Source organism: Rugosibacter aromaticivorans, assembly GCF_000934545.1.
Taxonomy (GTDB): Bacteria; Pseudomonadota; Gammaproteobacteria; order Burkholderiales; family Rhodocyclaceae; genus Rugosibacter; species Rugosibacter aromaticivorans.
This window is the reverse complement of sequence record NZ_CP010554.1, coordinates 1,975,157-1,998,171: the sequence shown is the minus strand read 5'-3', so window position 1 is coordinate 1,998,171 and position 23,015 is coordinate 1,975,157. Positions and strand designations below refer to the sequence as shown.

Genomic DNA, 23,015 nt, shown 5'->3' with positions numbered 1-23,015 from the left:
TCTTTTCTGAGTGCAAACACGGCGCGTGGGCTTCTGGATTTTGCAAGCGGCTCACAATGCGCTTACTATTCAAGAATTGATGATTGAAATTTTATCCTGCGACGTTGTAACGGTAACGCCCGAAACATATTGGATTGCCGTAACTTTCCATGCATAAGCAACCACTGATCCAATCTATCCGACCCACTACAGACCAGGCAGATGCCGTCGGCTTCGCGCTATGGAATTTGGGTTTTCGTCCGTTTTACCTGCTGGCGAGCATTTTCAGCGCCTTCAGCGTGCTGCTTTGGGCCGCGCAGTTTGCAGGCTACCTTCCTTCCACATACCTGCAAGGCTCGGTATGGCACGGCCATGAAATGCTGTTCGGATACACGACGGCTGTCATCGCGGGCTTTCTGCTGACTGCCGTGCGTGCCTGGACCAACCAGCCGACAGCCAGTGGTCTTCCGTTGATGGCATTGGCAGCGCTCTGGGTTTGTGGCAGGGTTTTGGTGTTGACGCCGTTCGCCATGACGGCCGCTGTGGTAAATGCGGCTTTTCCTGTCGCTATCGCGTGGGCGATTGGCATTCCGTTGTTTCGAGCGCGTAATGTCCGCAATTATTTTTTTGCGGGGCTGCTGATATTGATGGGTGCGCTTGTTCTTGCGGTGCATCTGGCGTTACAGGAGTACCTCGAATGGCCACCACGTTTGGGTTTGCAACTTGCGCTGGATGTGGTGTTGTTCATCATGGTGGTCATGGGTGGCCGCGTGATCCCGATGTTTACCAACAACGGCGTACCCGGTGCCAACGCAACACGTCACGCGCCGGTGGAAAAATTCGCGCTGGGCACTGTCATACTGTTGTTCCTGGCAGATCTGCTGCAATTGCCCCAGACCGCCATCGCTATCATTGCGCTGCTCAGCGCGCTAGTGCATGGTGTGCGCCTGTCTCTGTGGAAACCGTGGCGCACGCTTGCTGCACCACTGGTATGGATACTTCATGCCGCATACCTTTGGATCGTGGTGCATCTGGCGATGCGCGGCTTGAATGCGCTGGAGCTCTTGACAGGGTCGTATGCAACACATGCGCTCACCGTTGGCGCCATTGGCGGGTTAACGCTGGGCATGATGACGCGAACTGCGCGCGGCCATACGGGGCGCCCCTTGATTGCAGACGGCGCTGAGATGATTATTTTTTTGCTGATTCAGCTCGCAGCCGTTGTGCGTGTTTTTGGCGGCATTGTGTCCTCTGATCTGACTATGGCGAGCGTTCAGCTATCGGCGCTGCTGTGGGCTGCGGCATTTGGTTTGTATGCGGTACGCTATTGGCCGGTACTCACGCGTCCCCGCCTGGATGGCAAGTCAGGGTAAAACCACTTTTTACAGGAGTCATTATGGCTACTCATCATGCTCGTCCGGCAAAATCATCGACATTCGACCATTGGGCGCGCCGCTCAATGGCACGTAGTCCACGCGTTCTTGCACGACGAGCAGCTCAGGGTCATGCGAATCGTCCTGCCCGCAGGCAAGGAGTTGCCCGAGTACGCGATCGAAGGCCCGATGACGATGCACGGCCTCGAGGGTGCGGGTGATGTCACTGCCCACAGCAGTTGCAAGATCATGCGCACCGGCGACTTCATGTAGCTGGTGGGCAAAGTACCGCATATGCTGCGGGCAATGGAGGATGCCTCCATGCTCGTGACCATCATCGTACAGAAACCGTCAACATGACGGTAATCTCAAGCCCCGTGTCAGGTTGATTTTCGAAAACTCCGAACGGGAAACTTCAGACACGCTGCGGCTACTCCGGTGTTTTCATAAATGCGTATGGGTGCTATGGCAGAATCAAAAAAGCGAAGACCCGTGTTTTTTAACTTACTGCAGATCCAGATGCCGGTAGGTGCGCTGACGTCCATTACCCATCGGGTAACAGGCATCTTTCTGGCGCTCAGTATTCCATTCAGTGTTTACGTGCTCGATTTGTCGCTGCAAGGTCCGCAAGGCTATGCACAAGTGCTTGCCTGGTTCGACAAGCGCGCTTTCAGGGTGGCAGCGATCATTCTGATTTGGGCACTGACGCATCATTTGTTGGCCGGAGTACGCCATCTATTGAGCGATATCGACGTCGGTTCGCAGTTGTCTGCCGCGCGCCGCAGCGCCTGGATCGTGAATCTCGGCAGCGTGGTCGTGGCGCTGCTCGCAACTGGAGTATTTCTGTGAGAAGGACGGTCACAGGGTTGCGCGCATGGCTGTTGCAGCGAATCAGTGCGATTTACATGCTCTTGTTCATCATTTTTTTTCTGACTCATTTCCTTGTCGAATCGCCAGATTCTTATCAGGCTTGGCATGGCTGGATGATGAGCTCCGGTGTCAGCATCGCTACCCTTATCTTTTTTGCCGCATTGATGTTGCATGTCTGGGTGGGTGTCCGGGATGTGCTGATGGACTATATTCATCCGCTTGCCTTGCGCATTTTCGCGCTGACGTTGCTGGGTATCGGCCTGGTGGCGATTACGGCATGGGTCATGCGGATTTTATTGAGGGAGCACAGCTAAAGCGCACACCCGGGTGCGGGATGAGTGTCAGGAGACCGCAATGAAACTGTCGATTTTTCGCTTCAATCCAGAACAGGATGAGAAGCCGTACATGCAGGATTACGAGATTGAACTGGAGACAACCGACCAGATGCTGCTGGATGTCATTGTGCGTCTCAAGGTTCAGGATGATACCCTCACCTTCAGGAGGTCTTGTCGCGAAGGCGTGTGCGGCTCTGACGCGATGAACATCAACGGCCGCAACGGACTGGCTTGCATTACCCCGGTGAGGTCATTAAAGCAGCCTATCAAGTTGCGTCCCTTGCCGAGCTTCCCGGTCATTCGCGACCTGGTGGTCGACATGACGCAGTTCTTTAAACAGTATCATTCGATCAAACCTTACCTGATCAACAATGAACCCGCGCCAGAAAGGGAATGCTTGCAGTCGCCTGAAGACAGGGAGAAGCTGAGTGGTTTATACGAGTGCATCCTGTGCGCATGTTGTACGAGCCAGTGTTCTTCGTCGTGGTGGAATCCGGATAAGTTTGTCGGCCCGGCCGGTCTTTTGCAGGCGTATCGCTTCATTATTGACAGCCGGGATCAAGCCACGCAGGAACGGCTTGATGACTTGAACGACCCTTACCGGCTGTTCCGCTGCCGCTCAATCATGAACTGTACCGAGGTTTGCCCCAAAGGTCTGGTTCCGTCCCGTGCGATCGAGAAGATCCGGTTGATGATGGTCAAGGAGTCGTTTTAATGGCTGATCCACTATTTGATCCTTCTTCTGTTGCGGATAAAAAGACCTCTCGGCTCGCAACCGAACGCTGGGAGAATGAAGGCGGTGCGACATGCGCTGGTCATGCGAGCCCCATGGTCGATACTTTAAGCAATTCCGGCGGGCTTGCTATGGATTCCGCGCCCGCCGCTGAGCGTTTCACGGCCGAGACTATTCTGGCGCTGCGTTACTGGACGCCCAGCCTGCTGTCCTTTCGCACCAGCCGGGCGCCAGGCTTTCGCTTCACGCCGGGACACTATGCGCGACTCGGCCTTAACGACACGAACGATGGCGTGGTCTGGCGACCGTTCTCGGTCGTGTCCGGCGCGCACGATCCGCATCTCGAGTTCTTCGCCGTGCTCGTTCCCGGCGGTGATTTTTCCAGGCTTTTGTCGAATATCCGCCTGGGCGACACGATTCGCGTGGATAAGGCGAGTTATGGTTTCATGACCATTGATCAACTCGCACCGGGAAAAGACCTCTGGCTCCTCGCGAGTGGCACCGGCCTCGGTCCGTTCCTGGCGATCCTGCGCGACCCGGCGACATGGCAGACCTACGACAATCTCGTTCTCGTCCACAGCGTCCGCTACGCAGGCGAACTTGCCTATCGCGATGAGATCGCGGCGATTCCGCACGAGCCACTGCTGGCGGCATTGCCGGCGAAAATGCGGTATGTGCCTGTCGTCACGAGGGAGCCCTGGCCCGGCGCCCTGGCGGCGCGCATTCCGCAACTGGTAGAAGACGGCCGGCTGGAGCAGGCTGCGGGGGTAAAACTTGATCTGCAACGTTCTCGAATCATGGTGTGCGGCAATCCGGAAATGGCACGTGAACTGCGCGGGCAACTCACGGCGCGCGGTTTCCGCACCACTCGTCGCGCCGTACCCGGGCAACTTGCGTTCGAGAACTACTGGCAAAGTAAACCGTCATGACCTTCGCGATGACCGGGTTACGCATTCGATGCGAACACACCGACTGTGTGAACGTCTGCCCTACGGACGTCTTTCGCGAGGGAACTGCTTTCCTGGTCATCGACCCGGATGACTGCCTCGACTGCGCGCTACCCCAGGGTTTGTGGAAACCATGATGCAGCAGGATTCTCCGCCCCTCGTATTGACCGTGGGCCATTCGACACGACCCCTTGCTGAATTTATTGCGTTACTTGCGGCCCACTCGGTGACCCAGCTCGTTGACGTGCGTACCATGCCGCGCTCTCGCCACAACCCGCAGTTCAACCGCGACACCTTTCCGACTGCGCTTGAGGCCGCCAACATCGGCTATGCACACGTCCCGGGTTTGGGGGGCTTTCGCCGCGCGGGGACGGAGTCCCCGAATCGGGGTTGGCGAAACGCTTCATTCCGTGGTTACGCCGACTACATGCAGACCGCAGAATTTGCGCAGGAACTGGCGTTCCTTAGGAAACTGGCAAAACAGGGGCGAGTCGCGTTGATGTGCGCCGAGGCCGTGCCGTGGCGCTGTCATCGCTCGTTAATTGCCGACGCTTTGATGGTACACGGTCTTCGCGTCGAGGAAATCATTAACCCGACCCGACGCCAGCTACACGCGCTGACTTCTTTTGCCCGGGTGAACGGCACGGTAATCACGTATCCGAGTTCGGGTGCAACAGAGTTTGGCCATGCCGATAACCGTAAATAGAAGGAGCAAATATGCAAAATGAAATTGCCGCCGGAGCAGCGCCACTGTCTGAGAGCCAGCGCAACGGGAAATTGTCACCGTGGTGGCGGCGTGCCAGCTTTCTCACCATGGCGCTCGGCTTTTCAGTCCTCCTTCTGCTGACGGTCAAGGCCTATCACGAAGCGCCACCCATCCCCGGCAAGGTGACGAGCCCTGACGGGTCTGTCCTGTTCACCGGCGAAGATATTCGCGATGGCCAACAGGTATTTCTTAAATATGGTCTGATGGACAACGGATCGATCTGGGGTCATGGCGCTTTGCTCGGCCCCGATTTCTCGGCCGAGTATCTGCACACTCTGGCACTGCACATCGCGACGAGCTTCGCCCAGGTGCGCTACGGCCTTCCATTCGACAACTTGACGCCCGCGCAGCGTGCCATTGTTGAAGCAGAAGTACGTACTGAGCTCAAGCAGAACCGCTACGATGCTCAAACCGGAGTGCTGGCAGTCGGACCCAGCTACGAAGCCTGGTTCCGACACCAGAGCAGTGCGTGGAACGCGTATTTTTCCAGCCCTGTGAAAAACGGCGGTCTCGGTGCCGGAACCATCAGGGATCCGGGTGATCTGAAGCAACTCAGCGCATTTGTCGCGTGGACCGCCTGGGCGTCGGTCGCCAACCGGCCGGGCACAACGCATTCGTACACCAACAACTTCCCCTTCGATTCCGTGGCAGGGAATACGCCGACTGCGGACGCGGTACTGTGGAGCGCGTTGAGTCTTGTCTTCCTGCTCGGAGGCACCGCGGCGGTGCTTCTTGCTTTCGGGAAGTTCGATTATCTCGGCTGGCAGGCCAGACCCGGGTATCTGCACCCGAAGCTGCTGGGTGCTCGTGTGACCCCAGGTCAGCGTGCGACCTTGAAATATTTTGCGCTTGTCGCGCTCCTGTTTCTGGCGCAAACCCTGGTCGGAGGCGCCGTCGCCCACTATCGCGCCGACCCGGGCACTTTTTATGGTTTCGACCTTGCCGCGTGGCTACCGAGCAACCTCTTGCGTACCTGGCATTTGCAACTTGCAATCTTCTGGATTGCCACCGCCTATGTCGCTGGTGCACTCTTTCTGGCCGCAGCGCTCGGTGGAGGTGATCCTGCCGGGCAGAAAAAAGGCATCGACACGCTATTCTGGGCATTGGTGATTGTCGTCGTCGGCAGCCTGCTGGGCGAATGGGCTGGCATGCGGCAGATGCTGCCGCAGCTTTGGTTCTGGTTGGGCGATCAGGGATGGGAATACCTCGAACTCGGCCGCGCCTGGCAAATGCTGCTCGCAGTCGCACTGCTGTTCTGGTTTGGTCTGCTGGTTCGCGCACTGGCCCCGGCGTTGCGTAATGCTGAACGCCGCGAGATCGCCGGCCTGTTTTTGTGCGCCGCGATTGCGATCCCGGTCTTTTATCTGCCAGCGATGTTTTTCGACGGAACGACCCATTTCTCGGTGGTTGACGCCTGGCGATTCTGGATCATCCACCTCTGGGTCGAAGGATTTTTCGAGTTCTTCGTGACCGTCATGGTAGCGATCATCTTCCTTCAGTTCGGTGTCGTCACACGCCTTACGGCAACGCGCGTCATTTATCTCGATGCCATTCTTTACTTCACTGGCGGGTTTATCGGTACCGGGCATCATTGGTATTGGACAGGGCAGACGAGCTTTAACATGGCCTTGAGTGCCCTTTTCTCCGCGCTCGAGGTGGTACCACTTACCCTCATTACACTCGACGCTTGGGATTTTGTCAGATTATCCCGGCCAGTAGCCGACATTGGTCACCAGCGAGTGGAAGTGCCACATCAATGGACCTTCCATTTCCTCATGGCGGTCGGTTTCTGGAACTTCGTCGGTGCCGGGATTTTCGGTTTCCTCATCAACCTGCCGATCGTCAGTTACTTCGAGACCGGTACGCTGCTGACAATCAATCATGGCCATGCCGCGATGATGGGCGTCTTCGGCATGCTGGGTGTCGGCCTCGTCGTCTTCGCCATTCGACAGACAGTCGATGAGGCACTTTGGCGCGACCTTGAAAAATATATACGGGTTGGTTTCTGGGGACTCAACGGCGGCCTATTGATGATGGTTGTCATGAGCCTGTTTCCCGCTGGAATCCTCCAACTGATCGATGTGCTGGAGAACGGCTATTGGCATGCTCGAAGCCTCGCTTACACCGGCAGCGATCTTGCGCGGTTGTTGGAGTGGTCCCGTTTGCCTGGTGATCTGGTATTCATCGTTTTCGGTGTCGTACCCATCGCGGTTGCTGCGGTGCGCGCCTATTTCGATGGCAGGAAAACTATCCGGGCCGCAGGTGTTCCACTTCTCTAACGAAAGATATTCGTCATGGTGGAAGGAAAAAGACAAAAGTCCATTTCCTCAATCATGATGCCTATGACGTCGAATTCCTGCTGTAACTCCTCTCGTAGCGGGTGGCGTGTTCATCTGTTGATGGCGCGTGAAGTCAGCTGTTGACGCTCATGCTAGGTTGACCAGTTTGTACAATTTTGGGAGTGTCCAGGGTAACCCCTGCGAAAACGTGTATTGCTCAATGCGTGGGTATTTTGTGCTATCCCGGTAGAATCGCGTTTTTATTTTCTTGTTTTTGAGCCATGACCCACATTACTGATGATGTTCGCATCCGCGAGATCAAAGAGCTCTCGCCACCAACGCACGTGTTGCGTGAATTTCCGGGCGACGAAACAACAGCCGAAACAACTTACCAGGCGCGCCAGGCGGTGCATCGTGTGCTGCATGGCGCCGACGATCGTCTGGTGGCCGTGGTCGGCCCCTGTTCGATTCACGATGTCGCGGCGGCGATGGACTATGCAGCAAAGCTCAAGGCCGAGCAGGAGCGCCTGAGCAATGAGCTGATTATCATCATGCGCGTGTATTTTGAAAAGCCGCGCACGACCGTGGGCTGGAAGGGGCTGATCAACGATCCGTATATGGATGACAGCTTCAAGATCAACGACGGCCTGCGGCTGGCAAGAAAGCTGTTGTGGGAGATCAATCAACTGGGCTTGCCTTGCGGCACAGAATTTCTCGATGCGATTACGCCGCAATACACGGCGGATTTAATCAGTTGGGGCGCGATCGGCGCGCGTACGACGGAGTCCCAGGTGCACCGCGAGCTGGCTTCGGGACTGTCTTGTCCGGTGGGCTTCAAGAACGGCACGGACGGCAATATCCGCATCGCGGTCGATGCCATCAAAGCGGCGGCTAGCCCGCATCATTTCCTGTCGGTCACCAAAGCGGGTCATTCGGCGATTGTGTCGACGCATGGTAATGAAGATTGCCATGTCATTCTGCGTGGGGGCAAGGAGGCTAATTACGATGCCGTCTCGGTGGAGGCGGCTTGCGTCGAGCTCGGAAAGTCGGCGCTGGCGGCACGGCTGATGATTGATTTTTCCCATGCCAACAGCAGGAAGCAGTTCAAGTTGCAGCTTGATGTAGCACGCGATGTCGCTGCGCAGATGGCGGCAGGTGACGCGCGAATTTTCGGTGTCATGATCGAATCCAATCTGCATGAAGGGCGGCAGGATCTGACACCTGGCAAGCCGCTTGAATATGGTGTTTCTGTCACCGATGCTTGTCTTGGCTGGGAGGACACGCTGATCGCGCTTGACGTTTTGGCCAATGCGGTCAAAGCCCGCCGATTGGCGCTGGCCGAGGCTTGACGATTTGCGCATGAGCGCCCGCCTGTTCGCCGCGTTGCTGGCGGTGACGCTGGTCTTCCGCTGCTGGCTGGCAGCGGTGACGCCGATCACGGGTGACGAGGCCTATTTCATCTGGTGGGGATGGCGTCCGGACTGGGGCTTTTACGATCATCCACCGATGATCGGCTGGTGGCTCGCTGCGCTGCTGACAGTGAGCGATGCGGCAGTGTGGTTGCGCTTGCCGGTAATTATTCAGCCCGCGATACTTGCGCTGGGTGTTATCGCGGCCTTGCGCCGTTTGACGCCCGCGCTGGATGATGAGCAACGCTACGGTATCGGCACGCTGGTGTTGCTGGCGCCGGCGAATGTGTGGAACGTGTTCATCACTACCGATACGCCGCTGGTTTATTTCAGCGTGTTTTCCGGGCTGGCCTGGCTGCGTGCGGCGCGAGACGATCAGCGTGGGCATTGGCGCTGGTATCTGGCGGCGGGCGTGTTGCTGGCCGGTGCGGTGTTGTCGAAATATTTTGCCGCCATCCTGGGGTTTGCCTATCTGATTGACGTGCTGCGGCGGCGCACGCTGCGCGCATGGACGGGGCTGGCTATTGCCTATGCCGCAACACTGCCCGCGCTGGCGCTGATGGCCTGGTGGAATGCCGGGCATTGCTGGCCGAATTACATGTTCAACTTCATCAATCGCAATACGGATGCCGGGTTGTCTTTTAGAACCCCGGCGCTGTATGCCATATCGCTGCTGTATCTGCTGACGCCGCCGGCAGCGTGGCTGGCGCTACGCCATCGCCGTCCCTCAAGGGGACTTTCCAGCGACGGATTCAACGCTTTGCGGCGTATTACCAGCGCCGACTTTTCATCGCTGCCCGCGTTGGGCACACTGGGCGTTTTGGTTTGGGCGCCCTTCGTACTGTTTGCCGCGCTGTCACTGGTCAAGCAAATTGGTTTGCATTGGTTGCTGTCGTTTGTGCCGTTCGCCTTGATATGGGTTGCGCTGCGTCTGAGAGCCTCGACATTGCGCCGCCTGTGTCTCTTCTTCATCAGCTTTGCCGCGATTCATGTGGGGGCTATTTTTGTCCTCTCCCGCCTGCCGCTGGAAACCTGGAGCAAGACGAGAATTTATGATGGTCTGGTATTGACGTTCGAACACGAGGCAATTCTCAAAGAGCTGGCGCCCTACGCCAAAGACTGGGTGCTGGCGATGGATGGTTATTCCAATGCCGTCACCATGAGCTATAACGCGCGGCGCTATTTTATTGTGTTCGGCGAGGCGTCCAGCCATGCGCGGCATGACGACATCCTGACCGATTTTCGCACGCTGGCCGGGCGCAACATTCTCATCCTGCGCAAGTCAGCGCCTGATCTGGCAGAGTACCAGCCATACTTTCGGCAGGTCACCGTCGATAGTTTCGTGGTGCGCGGTGCGCGCTTCTGGCGCGTCAAGGGCGAGGGCTTTAATTACCCGGCCTATCGTGACGGTGTGCTGGCCAGCGTGAAGCGCAAGTACTACGCGATACCCAAGTGGCTGCCGCAAACGGCGTGCTATTTTTGCGACCGCTACTTTCCGGGGGAAAGATGCCAGCGCTGAGTTGGCCAATGTTGCGCCTGTTGCGGCCGCACCAATGGCTGAAAAACGGCTTCGTCTTCGTCGGCCTGCTGTTCGGCCATGCCTGGCATGACCCCCGCATCGTAGGGCAGGCGCTAGCCGCGTTTGCGGCCTTTTGTCTGCTGTCATCGGCGGTATATGTGATGAACGATCTGCTCGATCGTGAGCAAGATCGGCAGCATCCAAAAAAGAAACATCGGCCGCTGGCGGCGGATACGGTGAGCGTGCCGGCGGCCATTGCGCTTGCAGTGGTGTGTTTGCTGGGCGGGGGCGCGCTGGCTGTGCTTTATGCCGGCACCGCGCCGTGGATTTTCTTTGCCTACGTGGTGATGAACATCGCCTACAGCCTGGGGCTAAAGCATATTGTGATTCTCGATGTCTTCATCATTGCCAGCGGCTTCATGCTGCGCATTCTGGCGGGCACGCTGGGCTTGGGCATTGCACCCTCACACTGGCTGTTGCTGTGCGGGCTGATGCTCACCCTGTTCCTCGGCTTTGCCAAACGGCTTGCCGAACTGAACACTTTGCAAAAAGAAAGCGGCGGTCATCGCCGCGTGTTGGAACACTACACCGCGACTATGCTTGACCAGTTCATAAGTATCACGGCGGCGGCGGCTGTGATTTCCTACGCGCTCTATACCGTGAGCGCAGAAACCCTCGCTTTGCATGGCACGCGCAGCTTGATCCTGACCGTGCCCTTTGTCCTCTACGGCATGTTGCGTTACCTGTGGCGGCTGCACGCCCAAGGCGGCGGAGGCGATGCAGCGCAGGAGCTGCTGACCGATCCACATTTGATGGCAGCAGTTTTTGGCTGGTTGTTGCTTGTGCTAGTTTTGTTGCGCTAGTGGGCTCTAGCAGAGGAACTAGCCGCCAGGAAAAGCGCAATCGGCGGGCGGGATTGAAGAACAAATGGGATTCAGGTTTTGAGGAGAGAAAGATGAAGATGAATGTTATGTTGACCCTTTAGCTCCTGTAGCTCTTTAGTTAATATGACCATCGCATACTCATCCCTATCCAATAACAAAGCCAGCTACGTACCCGGAATTGACGGTCTGCGTGCGCTTGCAGTTCTTTCGGTTATTTTGTTTCACTTTAAAGCTTCTATCTTGCCTGGTGGCTTTTCTGGCGTAGATGTGTTTTTTGTTATATCCGGTTATGTCGTTAGCGGAAGTTTAGCCAAAGAAAGACAATCTGGATTCTGGCACTTTGCGGTTAACTTCTACGCTCGCCGAATAACCCGAATATATCCTGCGCTCGTTGTATGCCTTGTATTAACTGGGCTGTTGCAGGCCTTACTAGTTCCAAATTCCTGGCTGAGTACGACTTCTGCTAAGACGGCGATATTCGCATTCTTTGGCTTGAGTAACTTTGCATTGATTTGGTTCAGTGATGGATATTTTTCGCCACGTGTAGAGTTCAATGCGTTTACGCATACTTGGTCCCTTGCTGTCGAAGAACAGTTTTACCTCCTGTTTCCAATAGTTTTTTTTATTTGGATGAAAGGACGCGATAGAAAAGACGCAATAGGTACTTTTTCCAACTGGCTGCTTCCCATCTTATTGGCAATTTCTTTGCTTTTCTCTTGGTACCAAACGACTGCAACGCCAGACCACGCATACTATCTTCTCCCTAGTAGATTCTGGGAGTTGGCTTGTGGTGCAATGCTCTTCAAGCTGCACGCTCGAGGCAAACTTGTTACAAAGTCCGCAATTTCAACCAGCGGATGTGTCATTGTTGGTCTGACTTTAATTAGCCTGGGATTTTTTCTTTCTGAGCCGAAGTCATTCCCGTTCCCGTGGGCAATGATGTCAGTTGGTGGTGCACTTTTCGTCATAGCGGGCGTTACTAGTGAAATCGGTAAAGGTTTGTGGAGTAGTAAGATTCTGAATAATGTGTTTATGGTTTACGTGGGAAAAATATCCTATTCCCTTTATCTCTGGCATTGGCCAATAGTTGTAATTTTCAGGTGGACAGTTGGCCTAGACAAGCCGCTCGCAGTAATTTCCGCAATTTTTCTTACTACCCTGGCAAGTATTTTTTCCTACCATGTCATTGAAAAGCCCATAAGAAAAAGCCGGTTCGCCATTTCAAGGCCTGATTGGCACATTGTCTCCCGCGGTTTAATGGTTATCGTGGCCAGCTCAATCTTCGCTATCGGGATTTTCAAGTCGCAACCGTATCTAAGTCTCAGCGTTACGAAAGACAGGAGCACCTGGTACCCAGACTCCTGGTCCGCAGACTCAAATAAATCGCAATCAACCGCCCTCCCATTTCATGGTCGAACGTTATATGTATTGGGCGACTCGCACACCGGCGCTTACAGCACCATGTTGCAAGAGTTGAAGGACGATCAAGGTGTCGTGGTTCATCAGTACTCTAAGGGCGGTTGTGCCGTGGCAAATTTGCTTAGGGATGCGAGTCCAGAGTGCGTTCGATTTATTGAACAGGCTGTCGCGAAGATTAGAGCAGAGGCCACTCCGGGTGACATCGTGTTCTTAGCGTCCTTGCGAATGAATCGACTTGGCGATCAATGGGAAACTTTCGATGAATCAGCCGTAGTGGAAAAACAACGGGAGCCTGCATCCATTGCACAGCGGGCGGCTGCTTTGCTAGAAGCAGAGTCGTTAATTGAGGGTCTTGAAAAGGCCTCACTGACGGTTGTGATTGATGCGCCAAAGCCAATTTTCAAGTCCCCACCATTTCGATGCTCCGACTGGTTCAATGCACGCAACCCTGTATGTGATGGTGGTTTCGTTATGAGCCGACGTTTCTTGTTGGAACAGAGGCAGCCAGTCATGAATTCGATAAAGCAATTGGGTAAGGAGCACCCAGGATTGGTGGTTTGGGATCCGTTTCCAGTCTTATGCCCGATGGAGCCTTGTACAGCCTTTGACGAGAACCTGCCGCTGTTCTTTGATGGCGACCACTTAAGCGGCTACGGAAATCGCGTTCTCTATCCATCATTTTTATCTTTGATCAAGTCAATTTGGCGATCAACTTAGAAACGCTGTTGGTTGCGCTCACACCGCCCCTTTTGTGATGCAATCGTACAAAACACTTGCATCGCTCGTGCAGATGTCCCAATGTTTGAAATCTTGCGTCTTCTTTGTCTGTGTAATTTAGTCTGGGGCAGACAACAAAAGTTAATTCTTTATCGCACCTAGGGTGCTTTCAATTGAATTACTGAAGTGGTGTTGATCCAAAAGAGCTAAAGAGGACTAAAAACCAAAGGGGTTACCCATTAGCTGCGATTTGCAACAACCTGCACCAGGTTTGATGAACGCCTCTTTTTCGCAGTAAAAAATAAAGCCTTCTTGACAATTGTCAACGCAGCGCTGGGCTTGCCTGTCCAGAATATCCCCTGGGAAAACCTTTTATCGTTTCACTTACAGGGGAAAGCAAAATGAAAAAATTATTTGGTTTGGGTGTTCTCGTTGCTGCCGCACTGGGTTCCACTAGCGCAACACCTGCGCTGGCCGAGGAAGGGCGCTTTATGGTTCGTGTTCGAGCAGTGAGTTTGGAGCCAGCGAACGATTCGGACGCAATCCCGGCGCTGGGGGTTCCCGCCGATGCGATCCATGTGAATGACAGAGTAATTCCTGAAGTTGATTTCACTTACTTCCTGACCAAAAATATTGCTGCGGAGCTCGTTCTTACCTATCCGCAAAAACATGACGTGACTCTGGCCGGCACGAAGATTGGTACTTTCAAGCATCTGCCGCCTACCTTGACGCTTCAATACCATTTCCAACCGGATGCGCAGTTCCGTCCTTACGTTGGTGCGGGCGTTAATTACACCCGGATCACGTCGGTGAACCTCGCAGTACCAGGAGTCGGCGCATTGGATTTGGAAAATGACAGCTTTGGCGGAGCGCTACAAGCTGGTTTCGACGTGAAGCTGAATCAAAACTGGTATTTCAATGTGGATGTGAAGAAAGTCTGGATCAGTAGCGATGTCAAGCTAAAAGCAACAGGCGCTAAAGTCAGTTCAGTAGGGGTTGATCCGATATTGCTTGGCGTTGGTTTGGGTTATCGGTTCTAAGTTTTTAGCCATCTGGTCGCCGATAAAAAACGCTTACTCATGTGGGCTTTTTATTAGCGACTTGTTGTGGCGTGTTGTTTTATGGGTTGTTATGCGGCGTCAAACTGGATGTTAACGCTGCCCATGCCATCAAATTTGGCGCGAATGCTATCGCCTGCCTTGACAGGAATCGCCTCGGTAATGGCGCCACTCATGACAAAGCTTTCGGCGGGCAGGCTCTCGCCTTGTACGGCAAGCAAATTGACGAGCATGGCAATGGCAATGGCTGGGTTTCCCAGTACCGCGTCTGATACACCGGCGACTACCGGCTCACCATTTTTCTCAAGCGATACATGAATCGCCCGTAAATCAAGCGCATCAACCGTGTGCCGGGTAGATCCCGGCACGAACCGGGCGCTTGAGCCATTGTCGGCAATGACGCTCGGCAGATCAAACTTGAATCCGGAAAAGCGTGAATCGATGATTTCAATGGCTGGAACCACATAATCTGTCGCTGCCAACACCTGTTCTGCTGTGCAGTCGGGGCCACGCAATTCTGCTTTTGTGAAAAATGCGATTTCACATTCAACGCGAGGATGTACCAGGTCCTGGGTCGAAATCGTGCTGCCATCCGCGCGTGCCGTATCCTCCATCAGGAAACCGATGCTGGGGACTGAAACCCCCATTTGCTGCATTTTCGCCTTGGAGGTGAGGCCGATTTTCCAGCCGGCCTGGCGTCTACCTTCCGCGCATAACCGCCTTCTGAGGGCGGCTTGCACGGCATAGCCATCGTCCACGGTCATGGCAGGAAAATCATCGGTGAGTTTGGGGATGGCATACGCACCTCTTTGCGCTGCTAAAACCCGATCACAAAGTTGGTTTACCTCGTTGGGTGTGAGTGCCATGGTTTTTCCTTTGCCGATTGAGTTATCAGAGTTTGATGCAGATATTTTTCAGTTCGGTGTAAAACTCCAACGAATGTACACCTCCTTCACGGCCAATGCCGGATTGCTTCATGCCGCCAAATGCCGTGCGCAGATCCCGCAGGAACCATGAATTCACCCAGATGATACCGGCTTCAAGCGCGCCAGCCATACGATGGGCACGCGAAAGATTGCTGGTCCACAGCGTGGCAGAAAGCCCATAGGTGGTGTCATTGGCTAAAGCCAGGACTTCTTCTTCGGTATCAAAAGGCGTGATATGGCAGCAAGGGCCAAAAATTTCCTCACGCAATATGCTCGCGTTTTCAGGTAATCCGGTCCAGATGGTCGGTTGAACCCATGCGCCACTGGCAAGTTCCGGGGATACTGTGGGGACGCCGCCGCCTGTCACCACGGTGGCGCCTGCTTCCACGGCTTTTTTGTAGTACGAGAGCACCTTGTTTCGCTGTTCATGGGAAATCATCGGGCCCATGGCAACGCTCGCATCAAACGGGGCGCCAATTTTCATGTTCTCTGCTCCGGCTTTTAGCGCGGAGACAAAGCGCTCAAAAAGCGGCCGTTCGACATACAGGCGTTCCGTGCCCAGGCACACTTGCCCGGTATTAACGAAGGAGGAGCGTAGCGTACCTTCGATTGCGGCATCAAAATCGCAATCAGCAAAAATAATTCCGGCATTTTTGCCGCCCATTTCGAGCGACACAGGGCGTGCGCCAACCGCAGCGGCTTTGCTGATTTCCGCACCCGTGCGGGTCTCGCCCGTGAAGGTGATGGCATTCACCCCTGGGTGTGTGGTGACAAACTCGCCAGCCGACCCCGGCCCAAAACCATTGACGACGTTATAAACGCCCTTGGGAATGCCCACGGTATTCATCACTTCGCCGAGCAAGGCCGCTGACTGTGGCGACTCTTCAGAAGGTTTGACAACGACTGTGTTGCCACAGGCTAATGCTGGTGCGACCTTCCAGGTCATCAGTAGCAGCGGGGCATTCCACGGGCAGATTACCCCCACCACGCCCACCGGGCGACGGACTGAATAATTCAGTGCGCCTTTTCCGTCGGGCGTTGCCATCTCGTAAGTTTCTGTCGGTACGTTTTTCACCATGTCGGCAAAAATCTTGAAGTTGGCCGCACCGCGCGGCACAAAGGCATGACGGGCAACGGAGGCAGGCATGCCGGTATCGGCTGTTTCGGCTTCGACAAAATCATCGAAGCGCCGAGTCATTTCGTTGGCAACGGCATAGAGCAGTTCAGAGCGATCAGCCAGCGGAATTTTTGCCCAGCTGCCACGCAAGGCGGTCCGCGCCGAAGCGACCGCTTTATCGACATCTTCACGCGAGGCTTCGGCCACAGTGGAGATCACCTCGTTATTCACCGGTGAGCGTTTTTCAAACGTGGCACCTGATGATACAAATTCACCGGCAATGAAGTTGCGAATAGTTTTGATGCTCATCGAGCTCTCCTTGTTGGTATAAAAATACGGTGTGAAATAAATCGTAAAAAATGAACTCTAGCAGGTTAAATCCACGTCGCGGCCACAAAAAATCGGCGTTGGTGATACGGTGCTCATGTCAAAATGCTGGCTGACATCGCCGCATTATCCCGCTGCGGATTTGAATCCATGTATCTTTTACGCATAGGTCTTTTCGAGCAATCATTTACCTCAGCTCCGACGGCGAAAATCGCTCGGACGAAAACCCAGCAGCGCGAGGGTGGCAAAGTAACTGATGCCGCCACCGGAGACGATCAACGCGAGCTTTAGCAAACGCTGTCTGCTGCCCATCACGAGCCAGCTGGCATCATTGCCGGCACTCAACCAAAGCACTGCACTGAGTGCACCAAGCGCTACGACCAGCTTCAGCATGAACATACCCCAGCCCGCTGTGGGCAGATACGCTTCGCGCTGGCGCAGCCCGCGCCACAGCAGCGCTGCATTGACACACGAAGCCAGACCGATAGACAAGGCCAGCCCGGCATGCTTGAGCCAGCCGATAAAGGCCAGGTTCATCAATTGGGTAAGCAGCAGCGTGAAGAGGGCGATCTTCACTGGCGTGCGAATATCCTGCCGTGCGTAAAAGCCGGGGGCGAGCACTTTGACTAGTATCAGCCCGGTTAGCCCAATGGAATAAGCAACCAGTGCTTCGCGCGTGCGCAGCACGTCCAGGGCAGTAAATGCGCCATGCTGAAACAGCGTGGATAGCAAAGGCACGGCCAGCAGCGCCAGCGCAAGAGATGCGGGAAGCGTCAACATCAAGGTTAGTCGCAAGCCCCAGTCGAGCAGGGCGGAGAATTCGGTCGGGTTGCCGCTGGCATGGGTGCGTGCGAGGCTGGGCAGCAGAATGGTGCCTAGCGCTGCACCAAGTAAACCTGCGGGAAATTCCATCAACCGATCCGCATAGTAAAGCCATGAGACGCTGCCGTTTTCCAGGAATGAGGCGAAGATGGTGTTGATCAGCAGGCTGATCTGCGATACGGAAACGCCCAGCACCGCAGGCCCCATGAGCTTGAGAATACGTTGCACACCGGCGTCCCGCCAGACCGGATCAAAGCGCGGCAGCATGCCGATTTTTGCCAGCGCGGGGATTTGGATGGCGAGTTGCAGTGCGCCGCCGAGAAAAACTGCCCAGCCCAACACCAGGATGGGTGGATTAAACCAGGGTGCAGCAAACAGCGCCATGCCGATGAAAGAGAGGTTGAGCAGCACCGGCGTAAAGGCGGGCAGGGTAAAGCGGTTCCAGGTATTCAGAATGCCCGCAGCGAGCGCTACCAGCGACATGAAAAAAATGTAGGGAAAGGTGATGCGCGTCAGTTGCACGGTGAGTTGAAATTTGTCCGGATTGGCAGCGAAGCCCGGTGCAAAAATGGTAATCAGAATGGGCGAGGCGAGCATGCCCAGTGCGGTGACAACGATCAGACTCAGAAACAGGATGCTGGCGACGTGGTCGACCAGACGTTTGGTTTCTGTGTCCCCTTGGCGCGCGCGGTATTCCGCCAGAATGGGCACAAAAGCCTGCGAAAACGCGCCTTCGGCAAACAGGCGACGCAACAGATTGGGCAGGCGAAAGGCGACGAAAAAAGCATCGGTCAGCGGACCGGCGCCAAAACTTCGCGCGATGACAAAGTCGCGCACGAAGCCGAGGATACGAGAGAGCAGGGTCATGCCGCTGACAGTGACCAGCGTGCGGAGTAGATTCATGGGTGGATGTTAACCGCGATATCGAGATAGGGGTGTTGTGGCGTGCAGCAATCGTATGCTTCTCGGCGATTTTACTTGGTGTGCCGACGGTGTCGGCACTTTGCGCGCAATCAGCGTGCGATTAAACAGTGGTGTCCGATATCACCGAGCTGTGCGCAGCCGGTCAAGGCCATGGTCATTTCCAGTTCGTCCCGCAGCAGGCGGATGACATGAGCTACGCCTAGCGCACCACCGACGGTGAGGCCCCAGAGATAGGGGCGGCCGACAAGCACTGCCGTGGCACCGAGCGCCAGCGCAATGAATGCATCGCGGCCGCTGCGAATTCCGCTATCGAACAGGATGGGCATGCGGCCGTCGATACGCTGCACGATATCTGGCAGGACATCCAGGCTGGTCGGCGCGCCATCCAGCACGCGGCCGCCGTGGCTTGAAACCACGATGCCGTCGCAGCCGAGGGCCAGCACATGTTCTGCATCGTCAGGGTGGAGTATGCCTTTGAGCAGCAAAGGCAATTGCGTTTGCTGGCGCAGCCAGGCGACATCATCCCAGGTAGGCGCTTGTTTCATCCAGCCGTCGAATACCATGCTTTGTGCTTGGCTTAGCGGCGCTGGTGGCGGATGGTTTTCCAGATTGACAGCGGCAACATCGTCAGGCAGTTGCAAGCTTGCCCGCTTTATTGGCGCGTCAACAGTGAGCACGACGACGGAAAATCCGGTAGCCGCCGCGCGCTGCAGCAGGCGCGCTGTACGTTCTCGCTCACCTTGCCAATACAGCTGAAACCAGGGCAATTGAAATCCAGGGTCGTCGAGGTTTTCCGTCGAGCTGGCGCGGGCAATTGCCGCAAACGGCTGGCTGGCCAGGCTGCTGACCAGCATCTGGCCACCTTGTGCGCTAGCTGCCATGGCGCTGGCACATTCGCCATCCGCATGAAACAGCCGCTGGTAACTGACGGGCGCTAACAGCAAGGGATGCGCCAGTTCCTGGCCATAGAGAGTCAGGCGGGTGTGTCCGCCTTGCACATTGCGCAACGGTCGGGGTATCAGGCGGATGGTGGTGAAGGCATTTTGCTTATCTGTTACGGAAGCATCACTACTGCCAGTCTGCAAGTAATGCCAGATACTTGGGCCCAGGCACGCCTCGGCCAGCGGCAGGTAGTCACGTGCACGATCTATCGGTGGCAGCGGTGTCGGGCTCGAAGGTGCAGTCATCAGTTTTCTGCCCAGCGTCGCAGCAGGTTGTGATACGTCCCTGTCAGCCGTATCACCGGATCGGTCTCACCGATGTCGTTGCGCAGCGCCAGCAGAGCCATATCCATGTCGTATAACAGGCGGCGCTGGCCGGGGTCGCGCACCATGCTCTGGATGAACATGAAGCAGGCTAGCCGCTCGCCGCGCGTGACGGGGGTGACGGCGTGAAGCGAGGAAGAGGGATAAATGACCAGACTGCCGGCTGCGAGCTTGATAGGGTGTGAGCCGAAGGTGTCTTCGATAGTCAACTCGCCGCCGTCATAATTTTCCGGATCGGATAGAAACAAGGTGGCCGAGATGTCTGCACGGACATAAGTGCCCGGCGGGTGGGGTGCGAGGCGCATGGCGTTGTCTATATGCCAGTCGTAGGTATTGGTTTGGTCGGCATAGCGGTTAAAAAAGGGCGGCAGGATTTTCAGTGGTAGCGTGGCGGCGAAAAACAGGGGATTACGGTTAAGTGCGTTGAGCACAAGATGCCGCAAGGTTGGCAGATGCTCGGCGTCTTCCGTCAGTTGCTGGTTGTTCTTAGCCAGTGCCGCTTGCGTGCCAGCAGTTGCCAGCCCGCTGCCCCAGCGGGAGCGGGCCAGCAAGTCGCGCGTGGCGGCCAGTTCATCCAGTGTCAATAGATTATCAATGGTGATGAGCATGGCTTTGCCGAAAGATCAGAACTTGATTTCGCCGGTCAGGATTGCAGCGCGGCGTGTGCCTGGAGTGGCGAAACCACCATTTTCGTAAAACGAGTCGTAGTAGATTTTATCGAATACATTTCTGACATTGAGGCGTAGTGTCCATTTTTCCCTTTCATAGGCCACCATGGCATCCCAGCGTGTATAAGAGGACAGCGTATTTGGATGAAACGTAGTGCTGCCAGGCAGTGTAGGGATGGCGCCCGCGCCGCTCGGGTTGTAGCCTAGACGTTCGCCTTTGGCTTCGATGCCGCCCCCAACTTTCCAGTAGCCGTCGAGTTTGTAGGTGGTCCATAGGTTGGCAGTATACGATGGCGTGTTGCGCGCGCGTTGTCCGACATAACCTGGGTTTGCCATGGTAATGATGCCGGTCGTGGGGTTCACATTTTCTGCAACTTCAAGAATACGGGCGTCCATCAGGGCGAGTCCGGAGAATATCTCCCAACTATTGGTGATGCGGCCAGCAGCCTCCAGTTCAAATCCCTTGGTGCGGCGCTTTTTGGTGAGTATCGCTGCTGTTGACTCGAGATCACCATTGCGTTCCCATTTTTTGGTTGCTTGATAGAGTGCCGCGCGGAGTGCCAGATCGCCATCAAACAACAGCCACTTGGCACCAAGTTCAATCACGTCGCTGCGTTCCGGTGGCAGCGGTGATACGGTAAGTTGATAAAGATCGGCAGTGGGGCTGAAGGAGTCACTCCAACTGAGGTAGTAATGTGTTTGACTGGTAGGGTGGAAGGACAGCGCGCTGCGGTAGCTGTTCTGGCCATAGTAAAGATTGGGCGAGGTGGCGCTGCTGAAATTAGCATCCATCTCGTCGCGGCGCATGCCTAGCGTTGCCTTCCACTTGGGGATGAATTCGATGGTGTCCTGCACATAGACAGCATAGGAATCCGAGTCGAAACGTACGGGCGTGCCTGTTGGACTGGGGTCATACGGTTGATAGTAGGGCGGGTTAGCCGCCGTGGTGCCGCCCAGATTGCGCAGTGAATGTCGATAGCTGTTTTCTTTCAAATATTCAACACCGGTGAGCAGCTCGTGTTTCATGCCCATGGCGGTGAATTTGGTGCTGTAGTCCGATTGCAGGGTCACGGTTTCGTAATCGGCAGTACGTGTCGGGCCGCCGTTGGCAGTGACGCCATTGAGAACCAATGCTTGGGCGTTCGGCGCCTGAGTCGCACTGGGGGTGCGCGCCCAGTAGCTGCGCTCGTAATCGGCTATTCGCACCTGTGTACGCAACTGGCTGTCCGGCGAAAAACGATATTCGTTGATCAGCGTGGTGATCTTCGTATCGCTTTTGTCAAACGTGCTGTCAGTGCCCCAGAAAGTATCTGGGGAAAAGTTTTTAGTGATACTTCGTGTTGCAGTATCGAATGGCATGCCGTAGTCCGGATTGTCCTCGGTCTTGAGCTGATAGTGGTTGAGCCAGAACTGGTTATTGGTGTACAGGTTGAAGCCGAGGCTGATGCCGATCCCCTTGCGATGGATTTCCGGCTCGCTGCCGGTTGCCGGGTTACTGCGCCAGCTGCCTTCGTCACGTTGCATCAGGTTGATGCGCACGGCAGTGTTCTCATTGAGTGGCTTGTTGAGGTCTGCCGTGACTTCCTTGTAGTCGTTTTCGCCGATACTGCCGGTGAGTTTGTATTGCTCTTCATTCAACGGTGTTTTGCTCACCTGATTGATGACGCCACCTGCCTGGCCGCGGCCGAATAACATCGCGCCGGCACCACGCAAGACATCAATCTGTTCGTAATTGAAGGTCTCGCGATTGTATTGCGCGGTGTCGCGTATGCCGTCGAGATACATGTCGCCGAAAGTATAAAAACCGCGCAGATTCATGTTGTCGCCTGAGCGACCGCCTTCTGCTGCGTTAAAGGTCAGACCGGAGACGTTGCGCAGGGCTTCACGCAGCGATCCGACTTGCTGTTCTTCCATCAGGGTCTGGGTGATGGTGGTCACGGCTTGAGGGATGTCATGCGGATCTTGCAGTATCTTGCCAACGCGCGTGGTGGTAGCACGATAACCGTCGGGTTTATCGGCTTCTGCCTGCACAGTCACCGTGGGTAATTGCTTTTCCGTTCCATTCGCTATTTCCTGCGCATTGACAACGTGCGAACTGGTCAGCCCGGCCAGTATCATGGCGCTGAGCGGTAGCAATTGCGGCGACGGTTTTTTCTTATAGATGCTGCTGGTGTTTTTTGTCAGCTGATTCATGGGATATCCTCAGGTAATGTTGTTCTGGCTGGCTGGAACGGGGTGTGAAAAATTGAGAGTAATCGTCAGGGTGTCTTGGGTTCCGTGACGAAGGCGATTCGCGTGAGCCCTTCGTGCGTGGCGGCCGACATGACTTGAGCCACCTTTTCGTACGGCGTAGTACGTTCCGCCCGCAGATGCAGTTCCGGTTGTGGCGAGTGCCCGGCGGCAATGCGTAGCCGTTCGTCGAGCGTTGTGGCAGTAACTGCTTCACCATGCCAATACACTTGGCCGCTATTGTCGATGGCGACCTGGATATTGTCTGGCTCGGTCAGGTTCGGGGTGGATGATGCTTTGGGCAGATCAATCTTGACTGAGTGCGTCAACAGCGGCGCAGTAATGATGAAAATCACCAGCAGTACCAGCATGATGTCGATCAGGGGAATCATGTTGATTTCGGCAAGAGCTTCATCGCCGTCATCTTCGAAAAAAGAGTCTGTCATGGC

The 23,015-nt window shown here is 55.4% G+C and carries 20 protein-coding genes; 12 read left to right on the top strand and 8 right to left on the bottom strand.

Annotated features, from left to right (window positions below):
* Window positions 1-149: 149 nt before the first annotated feature.
* Window positions 150-1,352, top strand: coding sequence for an NnrS family protein (locus PG1C_RS09980; RefSeq protein ID WP_202634643.1), 1,203 nt, complete (start codon window positions 150-152; stop codon window positions 1,350-1,352).
* A gap of 27 nt (window positions 1,353-1,379) precedes the next feature.
* On the opposite strand, the gene PG1C_RS09975 is transcribed toward PG1C_RS09980, so the two are convergent.
* Window positions 1,380-1,646, bottom strand: coding sequence for a hypothetical protein (locus PG1C_RS09975; protein ID WP_202634642.1), 267 nt, complete (start codon window positions 1,644-1,646; stop codon window positions 1,380-1,382).
* A 156-nt stretch (window positions 1,647-1,802) separates the two neighbouring features.
* Between PG1C_RS09975 and sdhC the strand changes: the two genes are divergently transcribed.
* The 11 genes from sdhC to PG1C_RS09920 all read left to right on the top strand — a co-directional run bounded on the left by sdhC (window position 1,803) and on the right by PG1C_RS09920 (window position 14,270).
* Window positions 1,803-2,201: a succinate dehydrogenase, cytochrome b556 subunit gene (gene sdhC / locus PG1C_RS09970; protein WP_348539340.1), complete on the top strand. Its 399-nt coding sequence runs from the start codon at window positions 1,803-1,805 to the stop codon at window positions 2,199-2,201.
* A complete protein-coding gene (sdhD, locus tag PG1C_RS09965) occupies window positions 2,198-2,536 on the top strand; it encodes a succinate dehydrogenase, hydrophobic membrane anchor protein (RefSeq protein WP_202634640.1) in 339 nt (112 codons plus the stop codon). Before sdhC ends, sdhD begins: the two co-directional genes overlap by 4 nt.
* 40 nt (window positions 2,537-2,576) lie before the next feature.
* Entirely contained in the window at window positions 2,577-3,272 is a 696-nt protein-coding gene (locus PG1C_RS09960) for a succinate dehydrogenase iron-sulfur subunit (RefSeq protein WP_202634639.1), read from the top strand.
* Window positions 3,272-4,219: a ferredoxin--NADP reductase gene (locus PG1C_RS09955; RefSeq protein ID WP_237218142.1), complete on the top strand. Its 948-nt coding sequence runs from the start codon at window positions 3,272-3,274 to the stop codon at window positions 4,217-4,219. Before PG1C_RS09960 ends, PG1C_RS09955 begins: the two co-directional genes overlap by 1 nt.
* Before the next feature lie 154 nt (window positions 4,220-4,373).
* On the top strand, window positions 4,374-4,943 hold the full coding sequence (locus PG1C_RS09950; protein ID WP_202634638.1) for a DUF488 domain-containing protein: 570 nt from the start codon (window positions 4,374-4,376) through the stop codon (window positions 4,941-4,943).
* Between the two features lie 11 nt (window positions 4,944-4,954).
* Entirely contained in the window at window positions 4,955-7,282 is a 2,328-nt protein-coding gene (locus PG1C_RS09945; protein WP_237218141.1) for a nitric-oxide reductase large subunit, read from the top strand.
* Window positions 7,283-7,563: 281 nt separating this feature from the next.
* Window positions 7,564-8,631, top strand: a complete 1,068-nt coding sequence (gene aroG / locus PG1C_RS09940) for a 3-deoxy-7-phosphoheptulonate synthase AroG (RefSeq protein ID WP_202634637.1) — start codon at window positions 7,564-7,566, stop codon at window positions 8,629-8,631.
* Window positions 8,632-8,641: 10 nt separating this feature from the next.
* Window positions 8,642-10,210: an ArnT family glycosyltransferase gene (locus PG1C_RS09935; protein WP_202634636.1), complete on the top strand. Its 1,569-nt coding sequence runs from the start codon at window positions 8,642-8,644 to the stop codon at window positions 10,208-10,210.
* A complete protein-coding gene (locus PG1C_RS09930; protein WP_237218140.1) occupies window positions 10,144-11,073 on the top strand; it encodes a decaprenyl-phosphate phosphoribosyltransferase in 930 nt (309 codons plus the stop codon). Before PG1C_RS09935 ends, PG1C_RS09930 begins: the two co-directional genes overlap by 67 nt.
* A 144-nt stretch (window positions 11,074-11,217) precedes the next feature.
* Window positions 11,218-13,230 carry an acyltransferase family protein gene (locus PG1C_RS09925; protein ID WP_202634634.1) on the top strand — a complete coding sequence of 671 codons (2,013 nt, stop codon included), beginning with the start codon at window positions 11,218-11,220 and terminating at the stop codon, window positions 13,228-13,230.
* Window positions 13,231-13,631: 401 nt separating this feature from the next.
* On the top strand, window positions 13,632-14,270 hold the full coding sequence (locus tag PG1C_RS09920) for an OmpW/AlkL family protein (RefSeq protein ID WP_202634633.1): 639 nt from the start codon (window positions 13,632-13,634) through the stop codon (window positions 14,268-14,270).
* An 89-nt stretch (window positions 14,271-14,359) separates the two neighbouring features.
* Here PG1C_RS09920 and dmpH read toward each other — a convergent pair whose 3' ends face one another.
* The 7 genes from dmpH to PG1C_RS09885 all read right to left on the bottom strand — a co-directional run bounded on the left by dmpH (window position 14,360) and on the right by PG1C_RS09885 (window position 23,012).
* Complete coding sequence (gene dmpH / locus PG1C_RS09915) at window positions 14,360-15,154, bottom strand: 2-oxo-3-hexenedioate decarboxylase (RefSeq protein ID WP_202634632.1); 795 nt, start codon at window positions 15,152-15,154, stop codon at window positions 14,360-14,362.
* 25 nt (window positions 15,155-15,179) lie between these two features.
* Complete coding sequence (locus PG1C_RS09910; protein ID WP_284431750.1) at window positions 15,180-16,640, bottom strand: 2-hydroxymuconic semialdehyde dehydrogenase; 1,461 nt, start codon at window positions 16,638-16,640, stop codon at window positions 15,180-15,182.
* 210 nt (window positions 16,641-16,850) lie between these two features.
* On the bottom strand, window positions 16,851-18,383 hold the full coding sequence (murJ, locus tag PG1C_RS09905; RefSeq protein WP_202634631.1) for a murein biosynthesis integral membrane protein MurJ: 1,533 nt from the start codon (window positions 18,381-18,383) through the stop codon (window positions 16,851-16,853).
* Window positions 18,384-18,493: 110 nt separating this feature from the next.
* On the bottom strand, window positions 18,494-19,591 hold the full coding sequence (locus PG1C_RS09900) for an alpha-hydroxy acid oxidase (RefSeq protein WP_202634630.1): 1,098 nt from the start codon (window positions 19,589-19,591) through the stop codon (window positions 18,494-18,496).
* Window positions 19,591-20,277, bottom strand: a complete 687-nt coding sequence (locus tag PG1C_RS09895) for a Fe2+-dependent dioxygenase (RefSeq protein WP_202634629.1) — start codon at window positions 20,275-20,277, stop codon at window positions 19,591-19,593. Before PG1C_RS09895 ends, PG1C_RS09900 begins: the two co-directional genes overlap by 1 nt.
* 15 nt (window positions 20,278-20,292) lie before the next feature.
* On the bottom strand, window positions 20,293-22,530 hold the full coding sequence (locus PG1C_RS09890; RefSeq protein ID WP_202634628.1) for a TonB-dependent receptor: 2,238 nt from the start codon (window positions 22,528-22,530) through the stop codon (window positions 20,293-20,295).
* A gap of 65 nt (window positions 22,531-22,595) precedes the next feature.
* Window positions 22,596-23,012 (bottom strand): ExbD/TolR family protein, encoded by a 417-nt coding sequence (locus PG1C_RS09885; protein ID WP_202634627.1) that lies wholly within the window; start codon window positions 23,010-23,012, stop codon window positions 22,596-22,598.
* Between the last annotated feature and the right edge of the window lie 3 nt (window positions 23,013-23,015).